Raw genomic sequence first — 20,546 nt, 5'->3', positions numbered from 1 at the left:
GGGTGCGTGGTCTCGATATGCGGAAGGGCGTATGGCACAGGTAACGGTGACGATCGACGGGAAAGCCTACCGCATGGCCTGCGAGGAGGGCCAGGAGGCGCATCTCGTCGATCTTGCGACCCGGTTCGACAACTACGTCTCGCATCTGAAGTCGCAGTTCGGCGAGATCGGCGATCTGCGGATCACCGTCATGGCCGGCATCATGGTGATGGACGAGCTTTCCGAGATGAACCGCAAGATCGCCGAGATGGAGCGCGAGCTTGCCGGGCTCCGCGAGGGCCGCGACACAGCGGCCGCCGGAAACCAGCGCAAGGAAGAGCTGCTCGCCGCGACGATCGCCGAGCTCGCCGAGCGGCTGAATGCGATCACCCGCAAGCTCACGGCTCGCCCTGCGGGCGCTGCCGCGCAGGAAAGCTGATCTTCGGACCCTTTTTGACGAGGTGGCCTCTGGCGCGGCGGGGCATTTGGCCCTATATCAGGGATCGCGGTCTGCGCCTCACGACAGGAAACCACAATCCCTGGGGCCATACTCGATCCAGAGGGAGCTGTCCCTGGCCAGGCCCGTGGGCTTGGACACACGGCGCCCACCTACTTTTGTAGGCGCCCAGGATCGTAAAAACTCCATCGGTTGCCGTGGATCGCACTTTCTTCGAAAATGTTGGTTCTCGATGAAAAAAGCCGCCGCGATCGCTCGCGACGGCTTTGTGCTTGTGGATGCCCGAGCCGGTCAGAATTCTTCCCAGCTGTCCTGCGATGTCGCCGGCGCGGTGTTGCCGCCACCGAAAGCGTTGGCGAGGCTTCCGACCATCTTGCGCGCCGGAGAGGCGACCGGTCGCGCCTGGGCCGACGCCGGACGTGGGGTCGCGGCGCGCGGCACCTGCCCCGCGGACTGATAGGCGGGAGCGCTCACGCCGCGATCGCTCATGCGGAACTGCGAGACGAGGCCGGCGAGACTGCGTGCGCTGTCGGCGAGACGGTGCGTGACTGCCGTAGCCTCCTCGACCATTGCCGCATTCTTCTGTGTGAACTGGTCCATATGGTTGACGGAGCTGTTGATCTCGTTGAGCGCGGTCGATTGCTCGCGGGACGCGGAGGCGATCGCGGAGATATGCTCGTTGATCACCGCCACCTGGTTCGATATCTCGCCGAGCGCCGCACCCGTCTGCTGCACGAGCGACACGCCACCGGCGACTGCTTCGCCGGATTTGTTGATCAGGACCTTGATGTCCTTCGCGGCGTTGGCGGAACGCTGAGCCAGTTCGCGGACCTCCTGCGCGACGACGGCAAACCCCTTGCCGGCTTCACCTGCACGGGCCGCCTCGACACCGGCGTTGAGCGCCAGCAGGTTCGTCTGGAAAGCGATCTCGTCGATGACGTTGATGATCTTGGAGATTTCGCTCGACGCCTGCTCGATGCGGCCCATGGCATCGATTGCATCGGAGACGACCTTGCTGGAGCTTTCGGTGCTCTGGCGCGCCTTGATCGCCATGTTTGCCGCGTCGTCGGCCTTGGCCGAAGAGCCGCGGACGGTCGAGGTGATCTCCTCCAGCGCGGCCGAAGTTTCTTCGAGCGATGCCGCCTGCTGTTCGGTTCGCTTTGACAGGTCATCGGTCGCGGAGTGCATCTCCGCGGAGCTCGCCTCGATGCCAGCGGTCTCGGTCCGCAGTTCCGCCATGGTACCGGCGAGCTTTGCGACCGAGTTGTTGAAATCGACGCGAAGCTTGTCAAGGTTGCCGGCGAAGGAGCGTTCGATGCGGACCGTCAAATCGCCGTCACTCAGTTTCTGAAGAGAATCGGCGAGAACTTCGACGGCGTCCTGAACGGCGCGGGCGTCTTCGGCCTTGGCCAGTTCGCGTTCCTGGCGTTCGCGCTCGCCGCGGGCTGCCGCATCGGCAGCCTGGTGTTCGATCTCGATCTTGTGGATCGCGCTTTCGCGGAAGACGTCGATCGCACGCGCAAGGGCGCCGATCTCGTTCTTGAGATCCTGATCCGGCACTGCGGTGTCGAGATGCCCTGAGGCCAGGCTGTCGGCAACCGCGGTGAGGCGAGGCAGGGCACCGACGATACGGCGGACCAGCAGGGCGACGATACTAGCTGCGAACACCAGCACCATCAGTGCAGTGATCCCGATTGCATAGGTCATCTCGGCCGCGATGCTGTTGATCTCAGCCTTGCGGACACCGGCATAGAGGATGCCGAGAACGTCGCCGGTCGGCGAGAAGATCGGCTGGTAGATGGTGTAGTAGGACGTTTCCAGGATCACGGCCTCGCCGCGATAGACCTGCCCCTTTGTCACGAAGGGATAGACGGCGCCCTTCTGGCCGAGTGCCGTGCCGACGGCACGGTTTCCGTCCGGCTTGATGATGTTGGTGGTACGGCGCCAGAAGTCCTTGCTCTGCGGATCCCAGGCGAAGATCGTCGCGGTCTGGCCGGTCATGCGGCCGATCGTGTCGATCATGGTGTGATCCGTGAATTCCGTCGGGATCGATTCCATCTCGATCCGCGCGACATTGCCATCCGTCCCCCAGGTCACCTTGGTTCCGGGGAGATCGCGTTCGATGAAGGTGGCCGCCGTCCGTAGGCTGGCGTTCTGGCTGGCAATGGCCTGTTTCTGGATGCGGGTCTCGATGCTGTTGGAGATAACCCAGGAGACCGCGCCGAGCGCCGCGACTAGGATGATCACCGTAGTCACGGTAATCGTTTTGGTGATGCCGAAGCGCGAAAAGATATTCATGTAGGCGTGCCCCTTGGACATTGGCTTTCACGTCAGTCTAAGGCCTTGGGGTTAACCCTTGGTTCTCCGGGCAAATCGAGGATGGAATTTGACGGATGCAAAAAAAGCGACGTGCGCGAGTTCCTTCTCGATCAAGGGGGCGCAAGAGGGCGGAGAGGTCTTCGATCCCCTGTTGCGCGCCGTGGCTTCGCAACAGAAAGTGGTATTGACCCGCGATGACCCGGCTGCCTAATTGGGCCGTTCCGTCTGCCCCCGGAGAGTGCCCATGTACCAGCCGCCGCATCATCGTGAGGACCGTCGCGAGGTCCAGCATGCCCTTATCCGGAGCCATCCGCTCGGGCTCTTGATTTCGTCCGGCGAAGGCGGGCTTCTCGCCAATCCGATCCCCTTCCGGCTGGTGAACACGGATCTGGGGATGGGGACGCTTCAGGCGCATATGGCGAGAGCCAATCCGCAATGGCGGGCGCTTGCCGCCGGTGCGGAGGTTCTCGTCGTCTTCCAGGGCGCCGATCACTACGTCACCCCGGCCTGGTACGAGACGAAGCGCGAGACCGGCAAGGTCGTGCCCACCTGGAACTACGCGATCGTCCAGGTGCGGGGGACGGTCCGGGTGATCGAGGACAGCCAGTGGCTCCGCGCGCAGGTGAACCGGCTGACCGACAGCCACGAGAGCAGGCGGATGATCCCGTGGGCCGTCGACGATGCGCCGGACGACTTCATCACCGCGCAGCTCAGGGGCATCGTCGGCATCGAGGTGCCGATCACCGCCATCGAAGGCAAGTGGAAGGTCAGCCAGAACCGCAACGAGGCCGACCGCCGCGGCGTTGCCGAAGGTCTCGGCGCGGAGGCAAGTGACGCGGCCGGGGCAATGGCCGCCATGGTGCGCGAGTGGGGCGGCCTCTGAGCGCTCACACCTGAAGATGTAATTGCTTCTCCCGCTCGATGTAGCTGCGCTGCAGATCGGTGACGTAATCGCGGACGATCGGGACCGCGTCGCGAGTCCGCGACAGCTGCAAGTGGAAGACCATCTGGCTGCCGGCGCGGAACATCATCTCGCAACTGATCAGATAGAATTCCCACATGCGGGCGAAGCGCTCGTCATACATGGCGACGACCTTGTCGCGATTGGCCTCGAAGCGCCGGCACCAGTGGGCGAGCGTGGTCGCGTAATGCACGCGCAGCACCTCGATGTCGGTCACCCACAGGCTGTTCCTCTCGGTGACGGAGACCACTTCCGACAGGGCCGGCGAATAGCCGCCGGGGAAGATGTATTTGCGCAGCCACGGGCTCGTCGTGCCGGGCGGGCTCATGTGGCCGATCGAGTGGATGAGGGCGACGCCGTCGTCCGGCATCAGCGCGTTCAGCTTCTTGAAGAACTCGTCGTAGTGCTGCACGCCGACATGCTCGAACATGCCGACCGAGACGATGCGGTCGAACTTTTCCTCCACGTCGCGGTAGTCTTTGAGTTCGAAGCGGACGCGGCCCGCAAGGCCGGCATCGGCCGCCCGCTTCGTCGCGAGCGCATGCTGCTCCTTCGACAGCGTTACGCCGACGACCGAGACGTCTTCCAGCCGGGCAAGATAGAGCGCCAGATCGCCCCAGCCGCAGCCGATGTCGAGCACCTTCATGCCGGGCTTCAGGTCGAGCTTGGCCGCAAGCAGCCTCAGCTTGTTGCGTTGCGCCTGTTCCAGCGTCTCCTCCGGTTCGCGGAAGTAGGCACAGGAATAGAGCATGTTCTCGTCGAGGAAAAGTTTGTAGAAATCGTTGCCGAGATCGTAGTGGTGGGCGACGTTCTGTTGTGCCTGGCCCTTGCGGTTCGACTGTTCGCGCTTGCGGAACCGCATCCGCACGGCGCGGATGGCCTTCTGGATCGGGTAGGAGCCGAGCGACAGCCGGTTGATCGAAAACAGCATCAGGAAGTCGCGCAGGCTCGAGCCTTCCTCGAAGCGCATGGTGCCGTCCATATAGGCTTCGCCGGCGACGAGCTCGGCCTTGAAGACGAGGCTGCGGTAGAGCTTCGGATCGGTAAGCCGCATCGTCACCTGCGGGCCGTCCTGCGATCCGCCGAAGACGTGCCGTTTGCCCTCGGCATCGATGACCGTCAGGCGGCCCTTCTTGATGAATGACTTCAGCATATGGGAAAGCAGGAACATGCAGACCTCGCGCGCTGGCCGAAACGGACTGCATGTTAGCGTATTCCTCAACCGTTGCGAGCGGCAATTGTCGAGACCGTTAGTGGCGCCGCGACGGCTTGCAAAGGCACGCGCGCCGGCTAATACCAAGTCTCGATGATATGAACCGATTACGCCGGACGATTTTGGTTTAATGCGCCGCCACGGCAAGGCAGGGGACGCAATGACGGGACAAGCAGCGATGAAGGCGCAGTTGCGCAAGGAACGGCTCGAGCGGCGGGACGCGATCCCTGCCGATACGCGGATCGAATACAGCCTGGCGATCGCCGCCTTCGGCGAGGGATTGGCGTTCGAACCCGGAGCGGTCGTCTCCGGTTTCCTGCCGATCCGCTCGGAGGCCGACATCCGTCCGCTGATGGCGCGGCTGCGCGAGCGCGGTGCACGCCTCTGCCTGCCGGTGGTGCTCGACCGCGAGACCATCGTCTTCCGTGAACTCCTCCCCGGCGCCGAGTTCGTCTCCACCGGTTTCGGCACCCGCGGGCCGGGGCCGGAGGCGGCGGAGCTCGATCCGGACATCCTGCTGGTGCCGCTCGCAGCCTTTGACGGCCGCGGCCACCGCATCGGCTACGGCGCCGGCCATTACGATCGTGCGATCGCCCGATTGCGGCAAAAAGGGCGTGATCCCCGGCTGATCGGCATTGCATTCGCCTGCCAGGAAGTGGCACATGTCCCCTTCGAACCGCACGACGTCCGGCTGGAAGCCGTGGTGACGGAGAATGGCATGCGGACTTTTGGATGATGATGACTGGATACGCGAATGCGGTTGCTTTTTCTCGGTGACATGGTCGGCAAGACCGGACGGACGGCGGTGTGGGAGCGGCTTCCCGGCCTGATTTCCGACCTCCAACTCGATTTCGTCGTCGTCAACGGCGAGAACGCCGCCGGCGGCTTCGGCATCACCGAGGACATCTATCTCGAAACCATCAATGCCGGCGCCGATGTCGTGACCACCGGCAACCATGTCTGGGACCAGAAGGAGGCCGTCTCCTTCTGCGAGCGCCACGACCAGTTCCTGCGGCCGGCCAACTATCCGTCGGGAACGCCGGGCAAGGGCTCCGGCGTCTTCTATGCCCGTAATGGCGCGCGCGTGCTCGTCGCCAACATCATGGGCCGGGTCTTCATGCACCCGGAACTCGACGATCCCTTTACTTCCGCGGAGGCGATCCTTTCGGCCTGCCCGCTCAAGGAGCAGGCCGACGCCATCGTCTTCGATTTCCACGCCGAGGCGACCAGCGAGAAGCAATGCTTCGGCCATTTCGTCGACGGTCGCGCGAGCTTCGTCGTCGGCACCCATACGCATGTGCCGACTGCCGACCACCAGATCCTGAACGGCGGCACGGCATACATGTCGGATGCCGGCATGTGCGGCGATTACGACTCCTCCCTCGGCATGGACAAGGAAGAGCCGCTCAACCGTTTTATCTCGAAGATGCCGAAGGGGCGGTTCGAGGCGGCGCACGGGCCGGCGACGATCTGCGGCGTCGGCGTCGAGATTTCCGACCGCACGGGTCTCGCCGAGAAGATTGCGCCGCTCCGGATCGGGCCGCGGCTCACCGAGACGCTTCCGGACTTCTGGCGCTAAGCCCGCGGCGGCCAGTCTAACGCAAATGTGAGCCTCTGCGGCTTTACCTCGCCGCCGTCCTGTCCCATCCTGCGCCATCGGATGAATGGTGCGGGGCGGGCATGATGCTGCGACTTGCCATAGCGTTCATTTCCCTGATCCTTGCCGCGGGCGCCGCCGGCGCCCAGGAAGAGCGCCCGCCGGTCAGCGAATGCCAGCTCGTCGCCGAGACCCTGCCGAAGGCGAAATTCGTACGCTTCGACGATTCCCCCTCCGTTCAGCCGCTTCGGCTCGCCGCCGCCGACCGCACGGTAACGATCACCTATCTCGGCCATTCGACCTTCCTGATCGAGACCCCCGGCGGCATCTCGATTGCGACGGACTATAACGGATGGCTGCGCTCGCCGCGCATGCCGGACGTGGTGACGATGAACAAGGCGCATTCGAGCCATTACACGCTCGCGCCGGACCCGGCGATCGCCAATGTCCTGCACGGGTGGAGCGACACGCCCGGCGAGAAGGTCGTGCATCGGGTCGTCGTCGGCGATGCCTATATCCGCAATGTCACGACCGATATCCGCAGCTTCGGCGGCTTCGAGGCGAACGGCAATTCGATCTTCATCTTCGAGGTTGCGGGGCTCTGCATCGGCCATCTCGGGCACCTGCACCATGAACTGACGGACGCGCACTTCGCCGAGATCGGGCGGCTCGACGTCGTCATGGTTCCCGTCGACGGCGGGCTGACCATGGGTGCCGACAGCATGAGCCGCACGGTGAAGCGGCTCCGCTCGGCGCTGATCCTGCCGATGCATCGCCGCGGTCCGCCGATCTCCGATTTCCTCGCGATGTTCGACCAGGGCTTCGACTGGAAGATGTCCGACAGCGCCGCCGTCACCGTCTCCATCGCCACGCTGCCGCAAAAGCCGCTGATCCTCGTGCTGAGGGGCGTCTGAGATCCGCCTACCGGCGGGTGAGGCGGACTTCGCCCTCGACGGCGAGCCCGATCTTGCCGCGGCCGAGCTGCAGGAGCCGGATCGGCAGGTGCTTCTCGTCGAGCCGTCGCCGCAGCAGCAGGAGGCGGGTCTCGAGGTTGTCCTTGTAGTCGGGCAGGCGGAGGCTCGTATCGAGCCGGATCTCGCGGTTGGTGAATTCCCGCCGACCGCTGTCCAGATAGTGGCTGAGCATGTGCGCCAGCAGCCGCCCGGCCACGCCCTTGATCACATAGTCGCCGTCGATGAAGACGCTGTCGTCGAAGAGGTGATGAGCCACATCGATCCGGCTGTTGCCGCCGGCGGGTGTCGTATGGTCCGGGGAGGCGGCTTCCGGATCGAAGGACATGCGTTCGCAAAGCGCGAGCGAGACCGCCGCCTGCCGGGCAACGATCGAGAGCGCTGCCTCGTCCTCATGGGTGAAGGCGAGACGCCTCTCGCTCTCGACGAAGAGGACGCCCTCGACATGTCCCTGGACGACGAGCGGCACGGCGATCTGGCTCATGGCGTCGGCCATGCCCGGCAGCACGATCTCCCGGGTCCGGTTCTCGTCCGGCGAGGAGTGGCGCACCGCCGATCCGAAGCGGCGGATGCGGCTCATGTCGCTCACCTTGACGGTCCTGCCGCTTGCCGCCGCCGATCCGATCAGGCCCTCGCCGAACGGCACCTCGGCGCCGATGCCCGAGGGGACATAACCAGTGCTGCCGATCGCGGTGATCTGCGCCTTCTCGCCATAGCTTTGGAAAAGGAGCGCATGGCCGAAGCCGAGATGCCCGGCAATCCCGCCGAGCAGGGCGTCGACGATGCCACCCGCATCCGTCGCTGCGGCGATGGCCGCGACAATTCTTTCGGCTGCGACGAGCTGGTCCGGCCGCGGACGCGTGGAAGCGGCTGCCGCCTCGACCGGCGAGGGGACGGCTTCAATGGTGATGACACGGAAGACGTCGACGCAGCGCAGCCGCATGACGTCGCTTAAGCCCACCTGTGCGCCGCCGGCGGCGACCTCCTGCGCGAGCCGGTCGAAGAGGGATCCTTCCTCCAGCGTGTAGGCAAAGGCGAGCTGCAGGCGGAACTGCGCCCCCGTCAGGCCGTCGACCACGACGAGGGTGGCCTTCGGGTTGAGGCGGATATTGGCGGCGGTCTTGGCGAAGAACTGGTTGGAGAGCGCCACGTGCTGGTCATCCACCATCGACACGTGGGAGAGATAGGAAATGTTCGGCACGCCTTCGGCGTCGGCGGTGGCGATGATCGAGGGAATGACACCCTCGAAACACGCCTCGAGGTCACGGAGGGCAATCGTCATGTCGTCGCACTCCAGAGCTTCGAGCCGGCCTTCGCACCCGGCGTCTGCACGAAGACCGAGGCGACGTCGATCGTCACCAGCCGCGCGTCGCGGTGGCTGAGCCAGGGGGCGATGATCTCCGGCGCAATTCCGAGGCGCATCAGCGCGGAAACCATGGCGACCATATAGCGTTCCGAACGCTCGATCTCGCCTGCTGCGGCATCACCTACCTCCGCCTTGCCCTTGATCTGGTAGGTCACGTAGTCGGAGGGGCGCGAGAAGGTCGCGGTGATCATGCCGTTGTCCCGCAGGTTGGCGATCGTGCCCGGCCACTGCCAGGCGGAGACGACGATCGCGATCCGGCGGCCGTCGAGCGGCCATGCGCCGACACCGCGGCCGACCTCCGGACGGTTGTCGGCATCAGCCGTCCCGATGATCTGCATCACCGGGCTTTCTATGAAGGCCGCCAGTTCGTGATCCAGCATGGAATCTCTCCTCTTTCGACATGCATAGCGCAGCCCGCGAAGTTTTAGGATTCCCGCCGCCCGGCTTAGCAAGCTTTAAGGAAACGACCGCTGTCGAAGCGCCTATGAGCAAGGCTCCCAGCGAATGAAGGAGAGCAAAGTGCAACAGCAAGCGACAGTAATGCCCGACAATTGTGTCGCCGTGATCGGCGCCGGGCCGGGCGGACTCGCCGCGGCGAAATGGCTCGCGGCCCACGGGCTCGATCCGGTCGTCTTCGAGGCGTCTGCCCGGTTGGGCGGCCAGTGGAACTCGGCCTGCGCGACGAGCACCGTCTGGCCGGGCATGCGCACGAACACGAGCCGGATCATGACGGCCTTTTCCGATCTCGACCACGCACCCGGCAGCGCGACCTATCTCACCCAGGACGAGATGCTCGACTATCTCGAGCGTTACGCCTTCGTCTCGGGACTGTTGCCGAAGCTGCGGCTGTCGACGCGGGTCGAGAGCCTCGAACCCGCGGCCGGCGGCGGCTGGCGCATCCGCTCGGCGAGTGGCGGGCGCGAGCGCTCGGAAGTCTTCCGGCGGGTCGTCGTGGCGACCGGCCGCTGCGGTACGCCGTCGGTCCCGGAAATATCGGGCCTCTCGGGCTTTTCCGGATCGCTCGGCGCCATCCACGCCGCCCAGTACAACGGCGTCGAGCGCTATCGCGGCCGCCATGTGCTCGTCGCCGGCTGCTCGATCAGCGCGCTCGAAATCGCCTCGGAGCTCGCCTATGGCGGCGCGCGGGTCACGGTCGCCAATCGCCGCCAGCGCTACGTCTTGCCGAAACTGATCTCCGGCGTACCCACCGAGCACGTGATGTTCAACCGTGCCGCAGCGCTTCTCGGCGGCGTGTTGCCGCCGCCGGAACTTGCCGCGGGGCTGCGGGCCAAGGTGCTCGCCGTCGCCGGCAATCCGGCGCAGTTCGGCGCACCCGCACCCGACGACGATATCTTCGCCGCCGGTGTCACCCAGTCGCAGCAGTTCCTGCCGGCGGTGGCGGAGGGGCGCATCGCGGTCATGCCGTGGATCGAGGAGATCGACGGAAACCGTGTCCTCTTCCGCGGCGGCCGCCGCGGCGAGTTCGACGGCATCATCCTCGGGACCGGCTACCGCCTGTCGCTGCCCTTCCTCGATGCGGCGACGACGGCGACGCTCGGCCTCGACGATGTCCACATGGACCTCCATGACCACACCTTCCACCCTGACCTGCCGGGACTGGCCTTCCTCGGCCTCTACGATCTCGTCGGTCCCTACCTGCCGGTGCTGGAGCTGCAGGCCCGCTGGATCAGCTATTGCTTCGCCGGGGTCGCGCCGATCCCGGCGCAGGCGGAGATGGTAGAAGGCGTCGCGCGGGCGAAGGCCATGCGCGCCGGGCCGCCGGCGGTGCCGATGCATGTCGCCGCCCTCGGCTTCGCGCGCAATGCCGGGGTCGATCCGGATCTCTCAGCACGGCCGGATCTGGAACGGGCGCTGCTCTTCGGCCCGCTTTCGGCCGTCTCCTTCCGCCTCGACGGCGCGGATGCGCTCCCCGACGCGGTCGCACGAGTGCAAGGTGCCGCCGCGGCGTTCGGCGCCGTCACCGACCCCGCCTTTACGGCGGAGGAGCAGGCGATCCGCGGCATCGTGCAGGGAGAGGCGTTGTCGTCTGCCGCCTGATCCTTCGGGGCCGCCGCCGGGCGGCTCCGTCATTGCCGTCCGCCGTGGGGAGCCGCGGCGGCGGAAATACCCCCGCTGCTCTTGAACAGGGCGGTTTTCGCTCTTATAAGGCGCCATTCCCAACAATAAGTGTGATCAGGGGTGCCATGGCTGGCCATTCACAGTTTAAAAACATCATGCACCGCAAGGGCCGTCAGGATGCCGTGCGGTCGAAAATGTTCTCCAAGCTTGCGCGTGAAATCACCGTCGCGGCCAAGACCGGCCTGCCGGACGTGACGATGAATGCGCGTCTTCGCCTCGCCGTGCAGAACGCCAAGGCGCAGTCGATGCCGAAGGACAACATCGAGCGCGCCATCAAGAAGGCATCCGGAGCCGACAGCGAGAACTACGAAGAAGTCCGCTACGAAGGCTATGGCCCGGGCGGCGTCGCCGTCATCGTCGAGGCGCTGACCGACAACCGCAACCGCACCGCATCCTCCGTCCGCTCGACCTTCTCGAAGGCCGGTGGCGCGCTCGGTGAAACCGGATCGGTTTCCTTCTCCTTCGACCGCGTCGGCGAAATCACCTACAAGCTTTCCGTCGGCAATGCCGACAAGGTGATGGACGCGGCGATCGAGGCCGGTGCCGAAGACGTCGTCACCGACGAGGACGGCCACACGATCTATTGCGGCTTCGAGGACATCAACGAAGTCTCGAAGGCGCTGGAATCCGCCCTCGGTGAAGCCGAATCCGTCAAGGCGATCTGGAAGCCGCAGAACACGATCGAAGTCGACGAGGAAAAGGCGCAGTCGCTGATGAAGCTCATCGACACGCTGGAAGACGACGACGACGTACAGAACGTCTACTCGAACTTCGAAGTCTCCGACGAGGTCATGGCCAAGCTCTCGGCCTGATCGTCAAGTCACGGCATAAAAGAGGCCCGGTTGCTCGCGCAGCCGGGCCTTTTTCATTGTTTGCTCATGACGTCCGTGCCGCCCCTCATCCGCCTGCCGACACTTCCCCGCAGGCGGGGTCTGAGAAGGGCACGGCGTACAAATTCACTCGGTCATGCTCGGGCTTGACCCGAGCATCCACGACACCTTCGCAAGGTCTACCACAGCTCGCGATACAGATCGCGCCAGTCCGGGTTCAGGGACTCGATCAGCTCGATCTTCCATCGGCGGTACCAGCGCTTCAGAGACTTTTCTCTCTGGATGGCGGTACCGATGCTCTGGTGCTCTTCGTACCACACAAGGCGCTTCAGGCCGTAGGTGGACGTGAAGCCTTTCACAAGCTCTTCGCGATGCTCATAGATCCGGCGCTCCAGATCGGACGTGACGCCGATATAGAGCGTACCATGCTTGTGGTTGGTCATGATGTAGACAAATCCCGCCATGCGGGAAATGCTGCTTCGCTTTGGATCCTCGGGTCAAGCCCGAGGATGACTCCCCTACCGAACGTTTCCGGGCCGAGACCTTGCCGCGGCGACGTCTTACGCCGCCGCGCCGCGCGCGCTGCCGATCACGCCGACGAGGTCGTTGACGATGCGCTCGATCTGACCACGGTCGTCGCCTTCCGCCATGACGCGGATCAGCGGTTCGGTGCCGGAGGGGCGGATCACCAGGCGGCCGCTCTTGGCGAGCTCGCTCTCGGCATCGGCGATCGCCTGCTTGACCGTCTTGTCCTCGAGCGGCTTGCCGCCGGAGATGCGGACGTTGCGCAGAAGCTGCGGCACGGGATCGAAGCGGTGGCAGATCTCGCTCACCGTCTTGCCGGTGCGCTTGACGCAGGCCAGAATCTGCAGCGCAGCAATGATGCCGTCGCCGGTGGTGCCGAAGTCGGAAAGCACGATGTGGCCCGACTGCTCGCCGCCGACATTGTAGTGGTGCTGGCGCATGTATTCGACGACGTAGCGGTCACCCACCTTGGTGCGGGCGAGGTTGAGGCCCTTGCCGTTGAGGAAGCGTTCCAGCCCGAGGTTGGACATCACCGTCGCCACGATGCCGTCGCCCTTGAGGTTCTGGTCATTCGCCCAGGTTTCGGCAATCACCGCCATCAGCTGGTCGCCGTCGACGATGGCACCGTTCTCGTCGATGATGATGACGCGGTCGGCGTCGCCGTCGAGCGCGATGCCGATGTCGGCGCGCACTTCATGGACCTTCTTCTGCAGGGCGGAAGGATGGGTCGAGCCGCAATCGAGATTGATGTTGGTGCCGTTCGGCTCGTTGCCGATGGTGATCACCTCGGCGCCGAGTTCCCAGAGCGCGGCGGGCGCCACCTTGTAGGCTGCGCCGTTGGCGCAGTCGATGGCGATCCTGAGGCCATGCAGGGTGACGTCGCGGGGCAGGGTGCGCTTGACGAACTCGATATAGCGGTAGATGTCGCCGTCGACGCGCTTGGCGCGGCCTATTTCGTTCGCCGGCGCGAGCTGCGCGTAGATGTCGTTGTCCAGCAGGTCTTCGATCTGCTGCTCGATCTCGTCGGAAAGCTTGTAGCCGTCGGGCCCGAAGAGCTTGATGCCGTTGTCGGCGAAGGGATTGTGCGAGGCGGAAATCATCACGCCGATATCGGCACGCAGCGAGCGGGTCAGCATGGCGACTGCAGGGGTCGGGATCGGCCCGAGCAGGAAGACGTCGAGGCCGGCGGCGGTAAAGCCCGCGACGAGGGCGTTCTCGAGCATGTAGCCGGAAAGACGGGTATCCTTGCCGATCACCACGCGGTGCCGGTGATGGCCGCGGCGAAAGATGGTGCCGACGGCGATGCCCACCCGCATGGCGAGATCCGGCGTCATCGGAAAGACGTTGGACTGTCCACGGATACCGTCCGTACCGAAATAGCGACGTGACATGTGTACTCCCGAAAGTGCATTGGCGGCGCCGCGGACGGTTTCAGGCTCCGCCTCGCGGCTGCGCGCAGACGGAGCCGAGGGCGCGGCACCCTCTCGGGCTGCTCATGCCATAAAACGTGCGAAACGGCACGTAAATTCGCGTCAATGCCCAATATATCCTGTTACCGAAACGAAAAGGACCGCCGGTCTTTCGAGCGGCGGTCCCGTGTTCTTGCAGGTATGCCTGCGGAGAGGGGTCAGTGCGGCTGGGGTTCCAGCCCGCCCTCGGGCTCCCCGCCCTTGGCACCGGTGTCCTTCTTGACGCCGGTCGTCGGAACGGCCGAACCCCGGCTCGGCGGCGTGTCGTCGCCGAGGTCGCGGGCGGGTTTCTCGCCCTTCAGCAGCGCCTTGATCTCGTCGCCGGTCAGCGTCTCGTATTCCAGCAGGCCCTCGGCCAGCGCGACGAACTCGTCGTGCTGATCGGTGAGGATGCGGTGGGCTTCCGCATAGGCCTCGTTGATCAGGCGGCGCACTTCGTTGTCGATCTTCTGCGCGGTCGATTCCGAGACGTTGCGGCTCTGCGAGACGGAATGACCGAGGAAGACTTCCTGCTGGTTTTCGCCGTAGGCGACCTGGCCGAGTTCGTCGGAGAAGCCCCACTGGGTGACCATGGCGCGGGCGAGTTTGGTCGCCTGCTCGATGTCGGAGGCAGCGCCGGAGGTGATGTTCTCCTTGCCGAAGGTGATCTCCTCGGCGACGCGGCCGCCCATCATGATCGCGAGCCGCGAGACCATCCACTTGTAGCTCATCGAATAGCGGTCGCCTTCGGGGAGCTGCATGACCATGCCGAGGGCACGGCCGCGCGGAATGATCGTTGCCTTGTGCAGAGGGTCGGCGACCGGCACGTTGAGGGCGAGGATCGCGTGACCCGCCTCGTGATAGGCGGTCAGCTTCTTCTCGGCCTCGGTCATGGCGGACGAGCGGCGTTCCGCGCCCATCATGATCTTGTCCTTGGCGTCCTCGAATTCCTGCATGGTGACGACGCGCTTGTTGCGCCGCGCCGCCATCAGGGCGGCCTCGTTGACGAGGTTCATCAGGTCGGCGCCGGAGAAGCCCGGCGTGCCGCGGGCGAGAACCTTGAGGTCGACGTTGGGCGCCAGCGGAACATTGCGGGCATGGACCTTGAGGATGCGTTCGCGGCCGACGATGTCCGGGTTCGGGACGACGACCTGGCGGTCGAAGCGGCCCGGACGCAGGAGTGCGGGATCGAGAACGTCGGGACGGTTGGTCGCGGCGATCAGGATGATGCCTTCATTGGCCTCGAAACCGTCCATCTCGACGAGCAGTTGGTTGAGCGTCTGTTCACGCTCGTCGTTGCCGCCGCCGAGGCCGGCGCCACGATGGCGGCCGACGGCGTCGATTTCGTCGATGAAGATGATGCAGGGCGCGTTCTTCTTCGCCTGCTCGAACATGTCACGGACGCGGCTGGCGCCGACGCCGACGAACATTTCGACGAAGTCCGAACCCGAAATGGTGAAGAAGGGCACGTTGGCCTCGCCGGCGATGGCGCGGGCGAGAAGCGTCTTACCGGTACCGGGAGGGCCGACCAAAAGCACACCGCGGGGAATACGTCCGCCGAGGCGCTGGAACTTCTGCGGGTCGCGGAGGAATTCGACGATTTCCTCGAGGTCCTGCTTGGCCTCGTCGACACCGGCGACGTCGTCGAAGGTGACGCGGCCGTGGGCCTCGGTCAAAAGCTTCGCCTTGGACTTGCCGAACCCCATGGCGCCGCGCGATCCGCCTTGCATCTGCCGCATGAAGAACAGCCAGACGCCGAGGATCAGGAGCATCGGCAGAAGCGTGCCGAGATAGCTCAGGAAGCCGGAGGAACCGTCGGTCTCGGGGCGGGCGACGATCATGACGTTCTTCGACTGCAGCTTCTCGAGCAGCATGTCGTCGATGACCGGTGCATAGGTCTGGAAGGCTGTTCCGTTCTCGACATAGGTGCCGGCGACGCGATTGCCGGTGACGGTGACGTCACGAACGCGGCCGGAGTCGACCTCGCGCAGGAACTGCGAATACGGGATTTCGCGCGAGCTGGTCTGAGACGGCGACGTCTGGAACATGCTGAAGAGAGCGATCAACAGCAAGGCGATGATGGCCCATAGCGCGAAATTACGAAAATTTGGGTTCATTGAACTCCCCGAACAGAAACAGCCTACATTGTCTGCGGCCGGTACGATTATCCGTTAACATAGGATTGCGGTGCCGCCTTGCCAAGGAAAACCGACCTCGCGAATGCGTTTTCCGTCAACAAGACCTAAATTGGCGCAACGGGATAGGGGAACCTGCCGAAGAGCGTGGCCAGAACGTCGGCGACGGCGAGATCGAAAACCGGCAGAAAGTGGTCGAAGGGGGCGAGCACCGGTTCCACCGACAGGGTCTCCATCTTGGCAGCCGCCAGGGGCGCACCGCCTTCCGGGGAGATGACATGCGGCAGAACCCGCGCCCGGTGTCGCGCAAGGAGACGGGGGGCGGACCGGTCGTCCTCGCCGGCGGGCAGCTCCGGGCCGGGTCCGACCCGGATTTCGTCCTCGCCGCCGTTCGTGACGAGAAAACGGTCGTCCCAGAGCGCGGTTCGTCCCGGTGCGACCGTGAACTGCGGAAGATTGCGGTCTTCCCGCATCAGATAGAACCCGTCGGCGCGCTTCCAGCAAAGCGTGCGCGCCGCCGTCGCCCGGCCATGTCCGGGTGCGAGCGCGAGGGCGGTGACGCGATCCATCTGCTCGCTCGCCGGCAGATAGGACCGGCCGCCGAGGACGGCGAGCAGGAAGGCCAGCGCGTGGCGCAGTACCTCCGGTTCCGCGTCGAATGCTTCGGGCGCGAGCCGGACGATGGTCCCGTGCCGGACCGTCGCCGTGGAGCGCAGAAGGTTCGCCGCCTCGCCGGAAAGGCGGGTGCGGCGGGTGGCGGCGGTCCGGCCGGCGTCCGGGATCGCCTGCGACAGCGCCATGCGGGTGCGAACGCGCTCATAGGCAGGGTTCACGTTGCTCGGATCATCGATCCAGCCGAGGCCGTTGCGGGTCAGGAAGGCGCGGATCGCCGCCCGCCGGGCGGAAAGGAAAGGACGCACGATCCAGAGCCTGCGGTCGTAGAGCGTGGCCGGTGCCATGCCGGCAAGACCATGGGGAGAAGGCGCGCGGGCCGTCCGCATGGCGACCGTCTCCGCCTGGTCGTCGGCGGTGTGGCCGGTCACGAGAAGATCGGCGCGAAACTCGGCGGCAATGTCGGCGAGGAGACGGTAGCGTGCCTCCCGTGCGGCGACGGAAATGCCGGTCGTGGGCTTTTCGCCGAGCCAGCGGCGGGTTTCATGCGGGATGCCGAGGTCGCGGCAGAAGGCGGCGACGCGCGCGGCTTCGAGGGCGGAGTCCGGCCTCAGGGCGTGGTCGATCGTGGCGGCGAAAAGAGTGTGGGGCTGGTCGCCTGCGGCAATGCGCCGATGCAGGGCGAGGAGAAGGCCGGTTGAATCGCTGCCGCCGGAGATCGCGACGAGGATGCGCGAGGGCTTTGCGAGCGAACCGAGAAACTGCGAGACGGCGTCTTCGGGCGAGGTGTCCCGCTCGGGCAGGATGTCTGCGGGCGCGTCCATCGCGACGGCCGCGTCAGCAGCTCAGGCGCTTCTGTTCGGTCGCAACCTTGTTGACGACAGCGCGCGAGGCCTTGGGATAGCGGCGCGTCACTTCCTTGAGCGTGGCGCAGGCGGTCTCGGTATTGTCGAGGGCTGCGAGCGACATGCCGAGCTTCAGCAGCATTTCCGGAGCCTTTTGCGAGGAGCTGTAGGCCTGGTGGGCGTTGAGGAAGGTCTTCGCCGCCTCGTTGAACTTGCCCTGGGAATACTGCGCCTCGCCCAGCCAGAAATGCGCATCGGCCGCCTTGCGGCTCTGCGGATAGCGGCTCAGGAAGTCGTTGAACTCGTTCTCGGCAAGGCCGTAATCGCCGGAAAGGACGTGGCCGTAGGCGACCTGGTAGACGTCGGATTCGCTGCCGAGCGAGGCGACTTCGGCACCGCCCGCGGTGGCCGGGGCCTCGACGCCGGGCAGGTTGTTGCCGCTCTTCGCGCTGGCGTTGATCGTCGCGGAGACGGGCATGCCGCTCGGATCGAGCTCGATCGAGCCAAGGGTCTGTTCAGGCGTCCCGAGCTGTCCGTCCGAGGGGTCCCCGGCGGATGCCGGGGGCTCGGTGGTGATGACGTTGGCAACCTCGTCCTGCTGCGTGCCGCCCGTGACCGGGGTCTGGAGTGCCCCGCTCTTGGTCGACTTCGACTTTTCCAGGTCCTGGAAGCGGAATTCGTTGTCTTCCTGGAACTTGCGGATCTGCTCCTGCATCTGCAGGAGCTGGTAGCTCATTTCCTCGACCCGGCCGTTCAGGGTGCGGATCTCTTCTTCGAGCTGGAGTACGCGGACGGCGGCGTCGTTGCTCTGGGCGAGCACGACCGGCTGCCGCGCGTTGGTGCTCGCCGGGGCCTGTGCCGCCGACGGGCCGATACCCGGCATAAGCTGCATGGAGCTCGCGGTGCCGTACAGTCCCCCCAGCGAGACCGTCGCGAGCATCGCGGCCATGGCAAGTCGTTTCATGTCAAGTTTCCTGTTTCGATCTGATCCTCGCGCACGCCGGCGCGGACAGCCGATTCTTTCCAATCGCGGGTAAAAAGCAACTGAAGTTCGGCCAAAGTATGGAGAAAAGACGGAAGGCGGCCCCCTTGCGGGAGCCGCCTTCGGCAATCGGTCGGAACGCCTGTTCTCAGAGGCCGGCGCCGCCGCCGAGCACGGTGACCGCGCGGCGGTTCTGCGACCAGCAGGAGATGTCGTCGCAAACGGCGACCGGACGTTCCTTGCCGTAGGAGATGGTCTTCATGCGGTTCGCCGGAACGCCGCGCGAAGCGAGGTAGTCGCGGGTCGTGGCGGCGCGGCGGGCGCCGAGAGCGAGGTTGTATTCGCGGGTGCCGCGTTCGTCGGCATGGCCTTCGATGGTGATCGCGTACTGCGGATACTTCATCAGCCACTGGGCCTGGCGGTCGAGCGTCTGCTGGGCGTCGGCACGGATCGAGGTCGAGTCGGTATCGAAGAAGATGCGGTCGCCGACGTTCACGGTGAAGTCCTGCTGCGAACCCGGGGTGCCTGCACCACCGGCGCCGAGGCCGAGCTCGGAGGCGCTGTTCGGAAGGTTCTTCTTCGAGGCACAGCCGGCGAGGGCAAGCGTGAGGGCCAGCGCGACGATGGCGGGGTTGCTCGCGAGTTTCTGCATGCGGCTCGTGGCCGGAACGTAGGTGCGGCTCATCGCCGGTCTCTCCTTGAATGTCTTCGGTTAGGGTTGCCGGACTCTAACCGTTCTAGGTTAACCGGCATCGAACGAACATGGTTAACAGGGTCCTAAAACACCGCTGAAAGCCGCTGATTTGCAGCACTTTGCGGCAAGAAAGAGGCGCAATTGCGCCTCATTCGAGGAGAGGCGACCAGGCCGGGTCCGAGGCGTAGGACGGCGTCTGGATCACCTGCTCGTTGTAGCCGGTGAGGTCGATCGAGTAGAGCTGCGGCCCGCCGGCGCCGGCGGCCTGGCGGAAGAACATGATGACGCGGCCGTTCGGCGCCCAGGTCGGGCCCTCGTTGTGGAAGCCGGTCGTCAGGATGCGTTCGCCGGAACCGTCCGGCTTCATCACGCCGATCGAGAACTTGCCGCCCGACTGCTTGGTGAAGGCGATCAGGTCACCGCGCGGCGACCAGACCGGCGTGGAATAGGAACCCTCGCCGAAGGAAATGCGCTGCTGGCCGGAGCCGTCGGCATTCATGACGTAGAGCTGCTGGCGGCCGCCGCGGTCGCTTTCGAAGACGATCCGCCCACCGTCCGGGGCATAGGAGGGCGAGGTGTCGATCGCCGCGGTGTTGGTCAGCCGCGTCGTGGTGCGCGAGCGCAGGTCCATCGTGTAGATGTTGGCGTTGCCGTCCTGCTGCAGGCTCATGATCACCCGCTGGCCGTCGGGGGAGAAGCGCGGGCTGAAGGTCATGCCCGGGAAGTTGCCGACGACCTCGCGCTGCCCGGTTTCGAGCTGCAGGAGATAGACGCGCGGCTGCTGGCCTTCGAAGGACATGTAGGTCACTTCCTGGCGGCTCGGCGAGAAGCGCGGCGTCAGCACGATGTCCTTGGTGTTGGTCAGCATGCGGACATTGGCGCCGTCCTGGTCCATGATCGCGAGCTGGCGCTTGCGGTCGGCCTTGGTGCCGCTTTCGGAGACGAAGACGACGCGGGTGTCGAAATAGCCCTTCTCGCCGGTGATACGCTCATAGATCGCGTCGGCGATGATGTGGGCGACACGGCGCCAGTTCTCCGGCTGGGTGTAGAACTGCTGGCCGGTCATCTGCTGGCCGGCGAAGGTGTCCCACAGGCGGAACTCGGCGCGGAGACGACCGTCGCCTTCCTTGCTGATCCGGCCGACGACGAGCGCCTGGGCGTTGACGACCTTCCAGTCCTCGAAGCGCGGGGCCTGGTCGGGGTTGGAGACCTTCTCGATGAAGGCCTGGCGGTTGACCGGGGCGAACAGCCCCGAGCGTTTCAGGTCCGCCTCGATCACCTGGGATATCCGGGCGCCGATGTCATCGCCCGACACGAAGTCGGTGACGGCGATCGGCAGGGGTTCGACATTGCCCTTGTTGATGTTGATCTCGACGAGCGCGTTCGCCGGCGTCGCGAAAGCGCCGGCAAGGCCGACGATCACCGCCAGATATCGAAGAAGATTGAGCTTCATCATTCTTTTCAGGCCTTTAG

18 protein-coding genes and 1 other RNA gene are annotated in these 20,546 nt (G+C 65.2%); 8 read left to right on the top strand and 11 right to left on the bottom strand.

Going from position 1 to position 20,546, the window contains the following annotated elements; translation table 11 throughout:
- Positions 1-31 precede the first annotated feature (31 nt).
- The gene (locus ACM6UT_RS02010) at positions 32-418 is read left to right on the top strand and encodes a cell division protein ZapA (protein WP_416795696.1); all 387 of its coding nucleotides are present in this window, start codon (positions 32-34) and stop codon (positions 416-418) included.
- 65 nt (positions 419-483) lie between these two features.
- Positions 484-644, top strand: a non-coding RNA gene (gene ssrS / locus ACM6UT_RS02005) — 6S RNA.
- 83 nt (positions 645-727) lie between these two features.
- Here the strand turns inward: ssrS and ACM6UT_RS02000 are convergent.
- Positions 728-2,734 carry a methyl-accepting chemotaxis protein gene (locus ACM6UT_RS02000; protein WP_416795695.1) on the bottom strand — a complete coding sequence of 669 codons (2,007 nt, stop codon included), beginning with the start codon at positions 2,732-2,734 and terminating at the stop codon, positions 728-730.
- A 265-nt stretch (positions 2,735-2,999) separates the two neighbouring features.
- Between ACM6UT_RS02000 and ACM6UT_RS01995 the strand changes: the two genes are divergently transcribed.
- Entirely contained in the window at positions 3,000-3,638 is a 639-nt protein-coding gene (locus ACM6UT_RS01995; protein ID WP_416795694.1) for an FMN-binding negative transcriptional regulator, read from the top strand.
- Between the two features lie 4 nt (positions 3,639-3,642).
- Here the strand turns inward: ACM6UT_RS01995 and ACM6UT_RS01990 are convergent, their stop codons facing one another.
- Positions 3,643-4,887: a class I SAM-dependent methyltransferase gene (locus ACM6UT_RS01990; protein WP_416795693.1), complete on the bottom strand. Its 1,245-nt coding sequence runs from the start codon at positions 4,885-4,887 to the stop codon at positions 3,643-3,645.
- A gap of 202 nt (positions 4,888-5,089) precedes the next feature.
- Here ACM6UT_RS01990 and ACM6UT_RS01985 point away from each other — a divergent pair, with 202 nt between their 5' ends.
- The 3 genes from ACM6UT_RS01985 (at position 5,090) to ACM6UT_RS01975 (ending at position 7,440) form a co-directional block, all read left to right on the top strand.
- Positions 5,090-5,665 (top strand): 5-formyltetrahydrofolate cyclo-ligase, encoded by a 576-nt coding sequence (locus tag ACM6UT_RS01985; RefSeq protein WP_416795692.1) that lies wholly within the window; start codon positions 5,090-5,092, stop codon positions 5,663-5,665.
- Between the two features lie 18 nt (positions 5,666-5,683).
- Entirely contained in the window at positions 5,684-6,508 is an 825-nt protein-coding gene (locus tag ACM6UT_RS01980) for a TIGR00282 family metallophosphoesterase (protein ID WP_416795691.1), read from the top strand.
- A gap of 101 nt (positions 6,509-6,609) precedes the next feature.
- Positions 6,610-7,440: an MBL fold metallo-hydrolase gene (locus ACM6UT_RS01975; RefSeq protein ID WP_416795690.1), complete on the top strand. Its 831-nt coding sequence runs from the start codon at positions 6,610-6,612 to the stop codon at positions 7,438-7,440.
- Between the two features lie 7 nt (positions 7,441-7,447).
- Here the strand turns inward: ACM6UT_RS01975 and ACM6UT_RS01970 are convergent, their stop codons facing one another.
- A complete protein-coding gene (locus ACM6UT_RS01970) occupies positions 7,448-8,779 on the bottom strand; it encodes a GAF domain-containing protein (protein ID WP_416795689.1) in 1,332 nt (443 codons plus the stop codon).
- A complete protein-coding gene (locus ACM6UT_RS01965) occupies positions 8,776-9,243 on the bottom strand; it encodes a pyridoxamine 5'-phosphate oxidase family protein (protein ID WP_416795688.1) in 468 nt (155 codons plus the stop codon). The genes ACM6UT_RS01970 and ACM6UT_RS01965 overlap by 4 nt, the downstream gene beginning before the upstream one ends.
- 139 nt (positions 9,244-9,382) lie before the next feature.
- Between ACM6UT_RS01965 and ACM6UT_RS01960 the strand changes: the two genes are divergently transcribed.
- Complete coding sequence (locus tag ACM6UT_RS01960; protein WP_416795687.1) at positions 9,383-10,921, top strand: flavin-containing monooxygenase; 1,539 nt, start codon at positions 9,383-9,385, stop codon at positions 10,919-10,921.
- A gap of 146 nt (positions 10,922-11,067) precedes the next feature.
- Positions 11,068-11,814: a YebC/PmpR family DNA-binding transcriptional regulator gene (locus tag ACM6UT_RS01955; RefSeq protein ID WP_416795686.1), complete on the top strand. Its 747-nt coding sequence runs from the start codon at positions 11,068-11,070 to the stop codon at positions 11,812-11,814.
- Positions 11,815-12,011: 197 nt separating this feature from the next.
- Here ACM6UT_RS01955 and ACM6UT_RS01950 read toward each other — a convergent pair whose 3' ends face one another.
- The 7 genes from ACM6UT_RS01950 to tolB form a co-directional block, all read right to left on the bottom strand.
- Positions 12,012-12,296, bottom strand: a complete 285-nt coding sequence (locus tag ACM6UT_RS01950) for a GIY-YIG nuclease family protein (RefSeq protein WP_416795685.1) — start codon at positions 12,294-12,296, stop codon at positions 12,012-12,014.
- Between the two features lie 96 nt (positions 12,297-12,392).
- Positions 12,393-13,748: a phosphoglucosamine mutase gene (gene glmM, locus ACM6UT_RS01945; protein WP_416795684.1), complete on the bottom strand. Its 1,356-nt coding sequence runs from the start codon at positions 13,746-13,748 to the stop codon at positions 12,393-12,395.
- A 236-nt stretch (positions 13,749-13,984) separates the two neighbouring features.
- Positions 13,985-15,922, bottom strand: coding sequence for an ATP-dependent zinc metalloprotease FtsH (gene ftsH / locus ACM6UT_RS01940; RefSeq protein ID WP_416795683.1), 1,938 nt, complete (start codon positions 15,920-15,922; stop codon positions 13,985-13,987).
- 125 nt (positions 15,923-16,047) lie between these two features.
- Entirely contained in the window at positions 16,048-17,376 is a 1,329-nt protein-coding gene (tilS, locus tag ACM6UT_RS01935) for a tRNA lysidine(34) synthetase TilS (protein WP_416795682.1), read from the bottom strand.
- Positions 17,377-17,389: 13 nt separating this feature from the next.
- On the bottom strand, positions 17,390-18,361 hold the full coding sequence (ybgF, locus tag ACM6UT_RS01930) for a tol-pal system protein YbgF (protein ID WP_416795681.1): 972 nt from the start codon (positions 18,359-18,361) through the stop codon (positions 17,390-17,392).
- Positions 18,362-18,527: 166 nt separating this feature from the next.
- Entirely contained in the window at positions 18,528-19,064 is a 537-nt protein-coding gene (gene pal, locus ACM6UT_RS01925) for a peptidoglycan-associated lipoprotein Pal (RefSeq protein WP_416795680.1), read from the bottom strand.
- A 157-nt stretch (positions 19,065-19,221) separates the two neighbouring features.
- Positions 19,222-20,529: a Tol-Pal system beta propeller repeat protein TolB gene (tolB, locus tag ACM6UT_RS01920; RefSeq protein ID WP_416795679.1), complete on the bottom strand. Its 1,308-nt coding sequence runs from the start codon at positions 20,527-20,529 to the stop codon at positions 19,222-19,224.
- Positions 20,530-20,546 lie beyond the last annotated feature (17 nt).

This window comes from Ciceribacter azotifigens, from assembly GCF_048159625.1.
Taxonomy (GTDB): Bacteria; Pseudomonadota; Alphaproteobacteria; order Rhizobiales; family Rhizobiaceae; genus Allorhizobium; species Allorhizobium azotifigens.
Note: the sequence above shows the minus strand (reverse complement) of the source record. Positions and strands in the feature narration are given on the sequence as shown.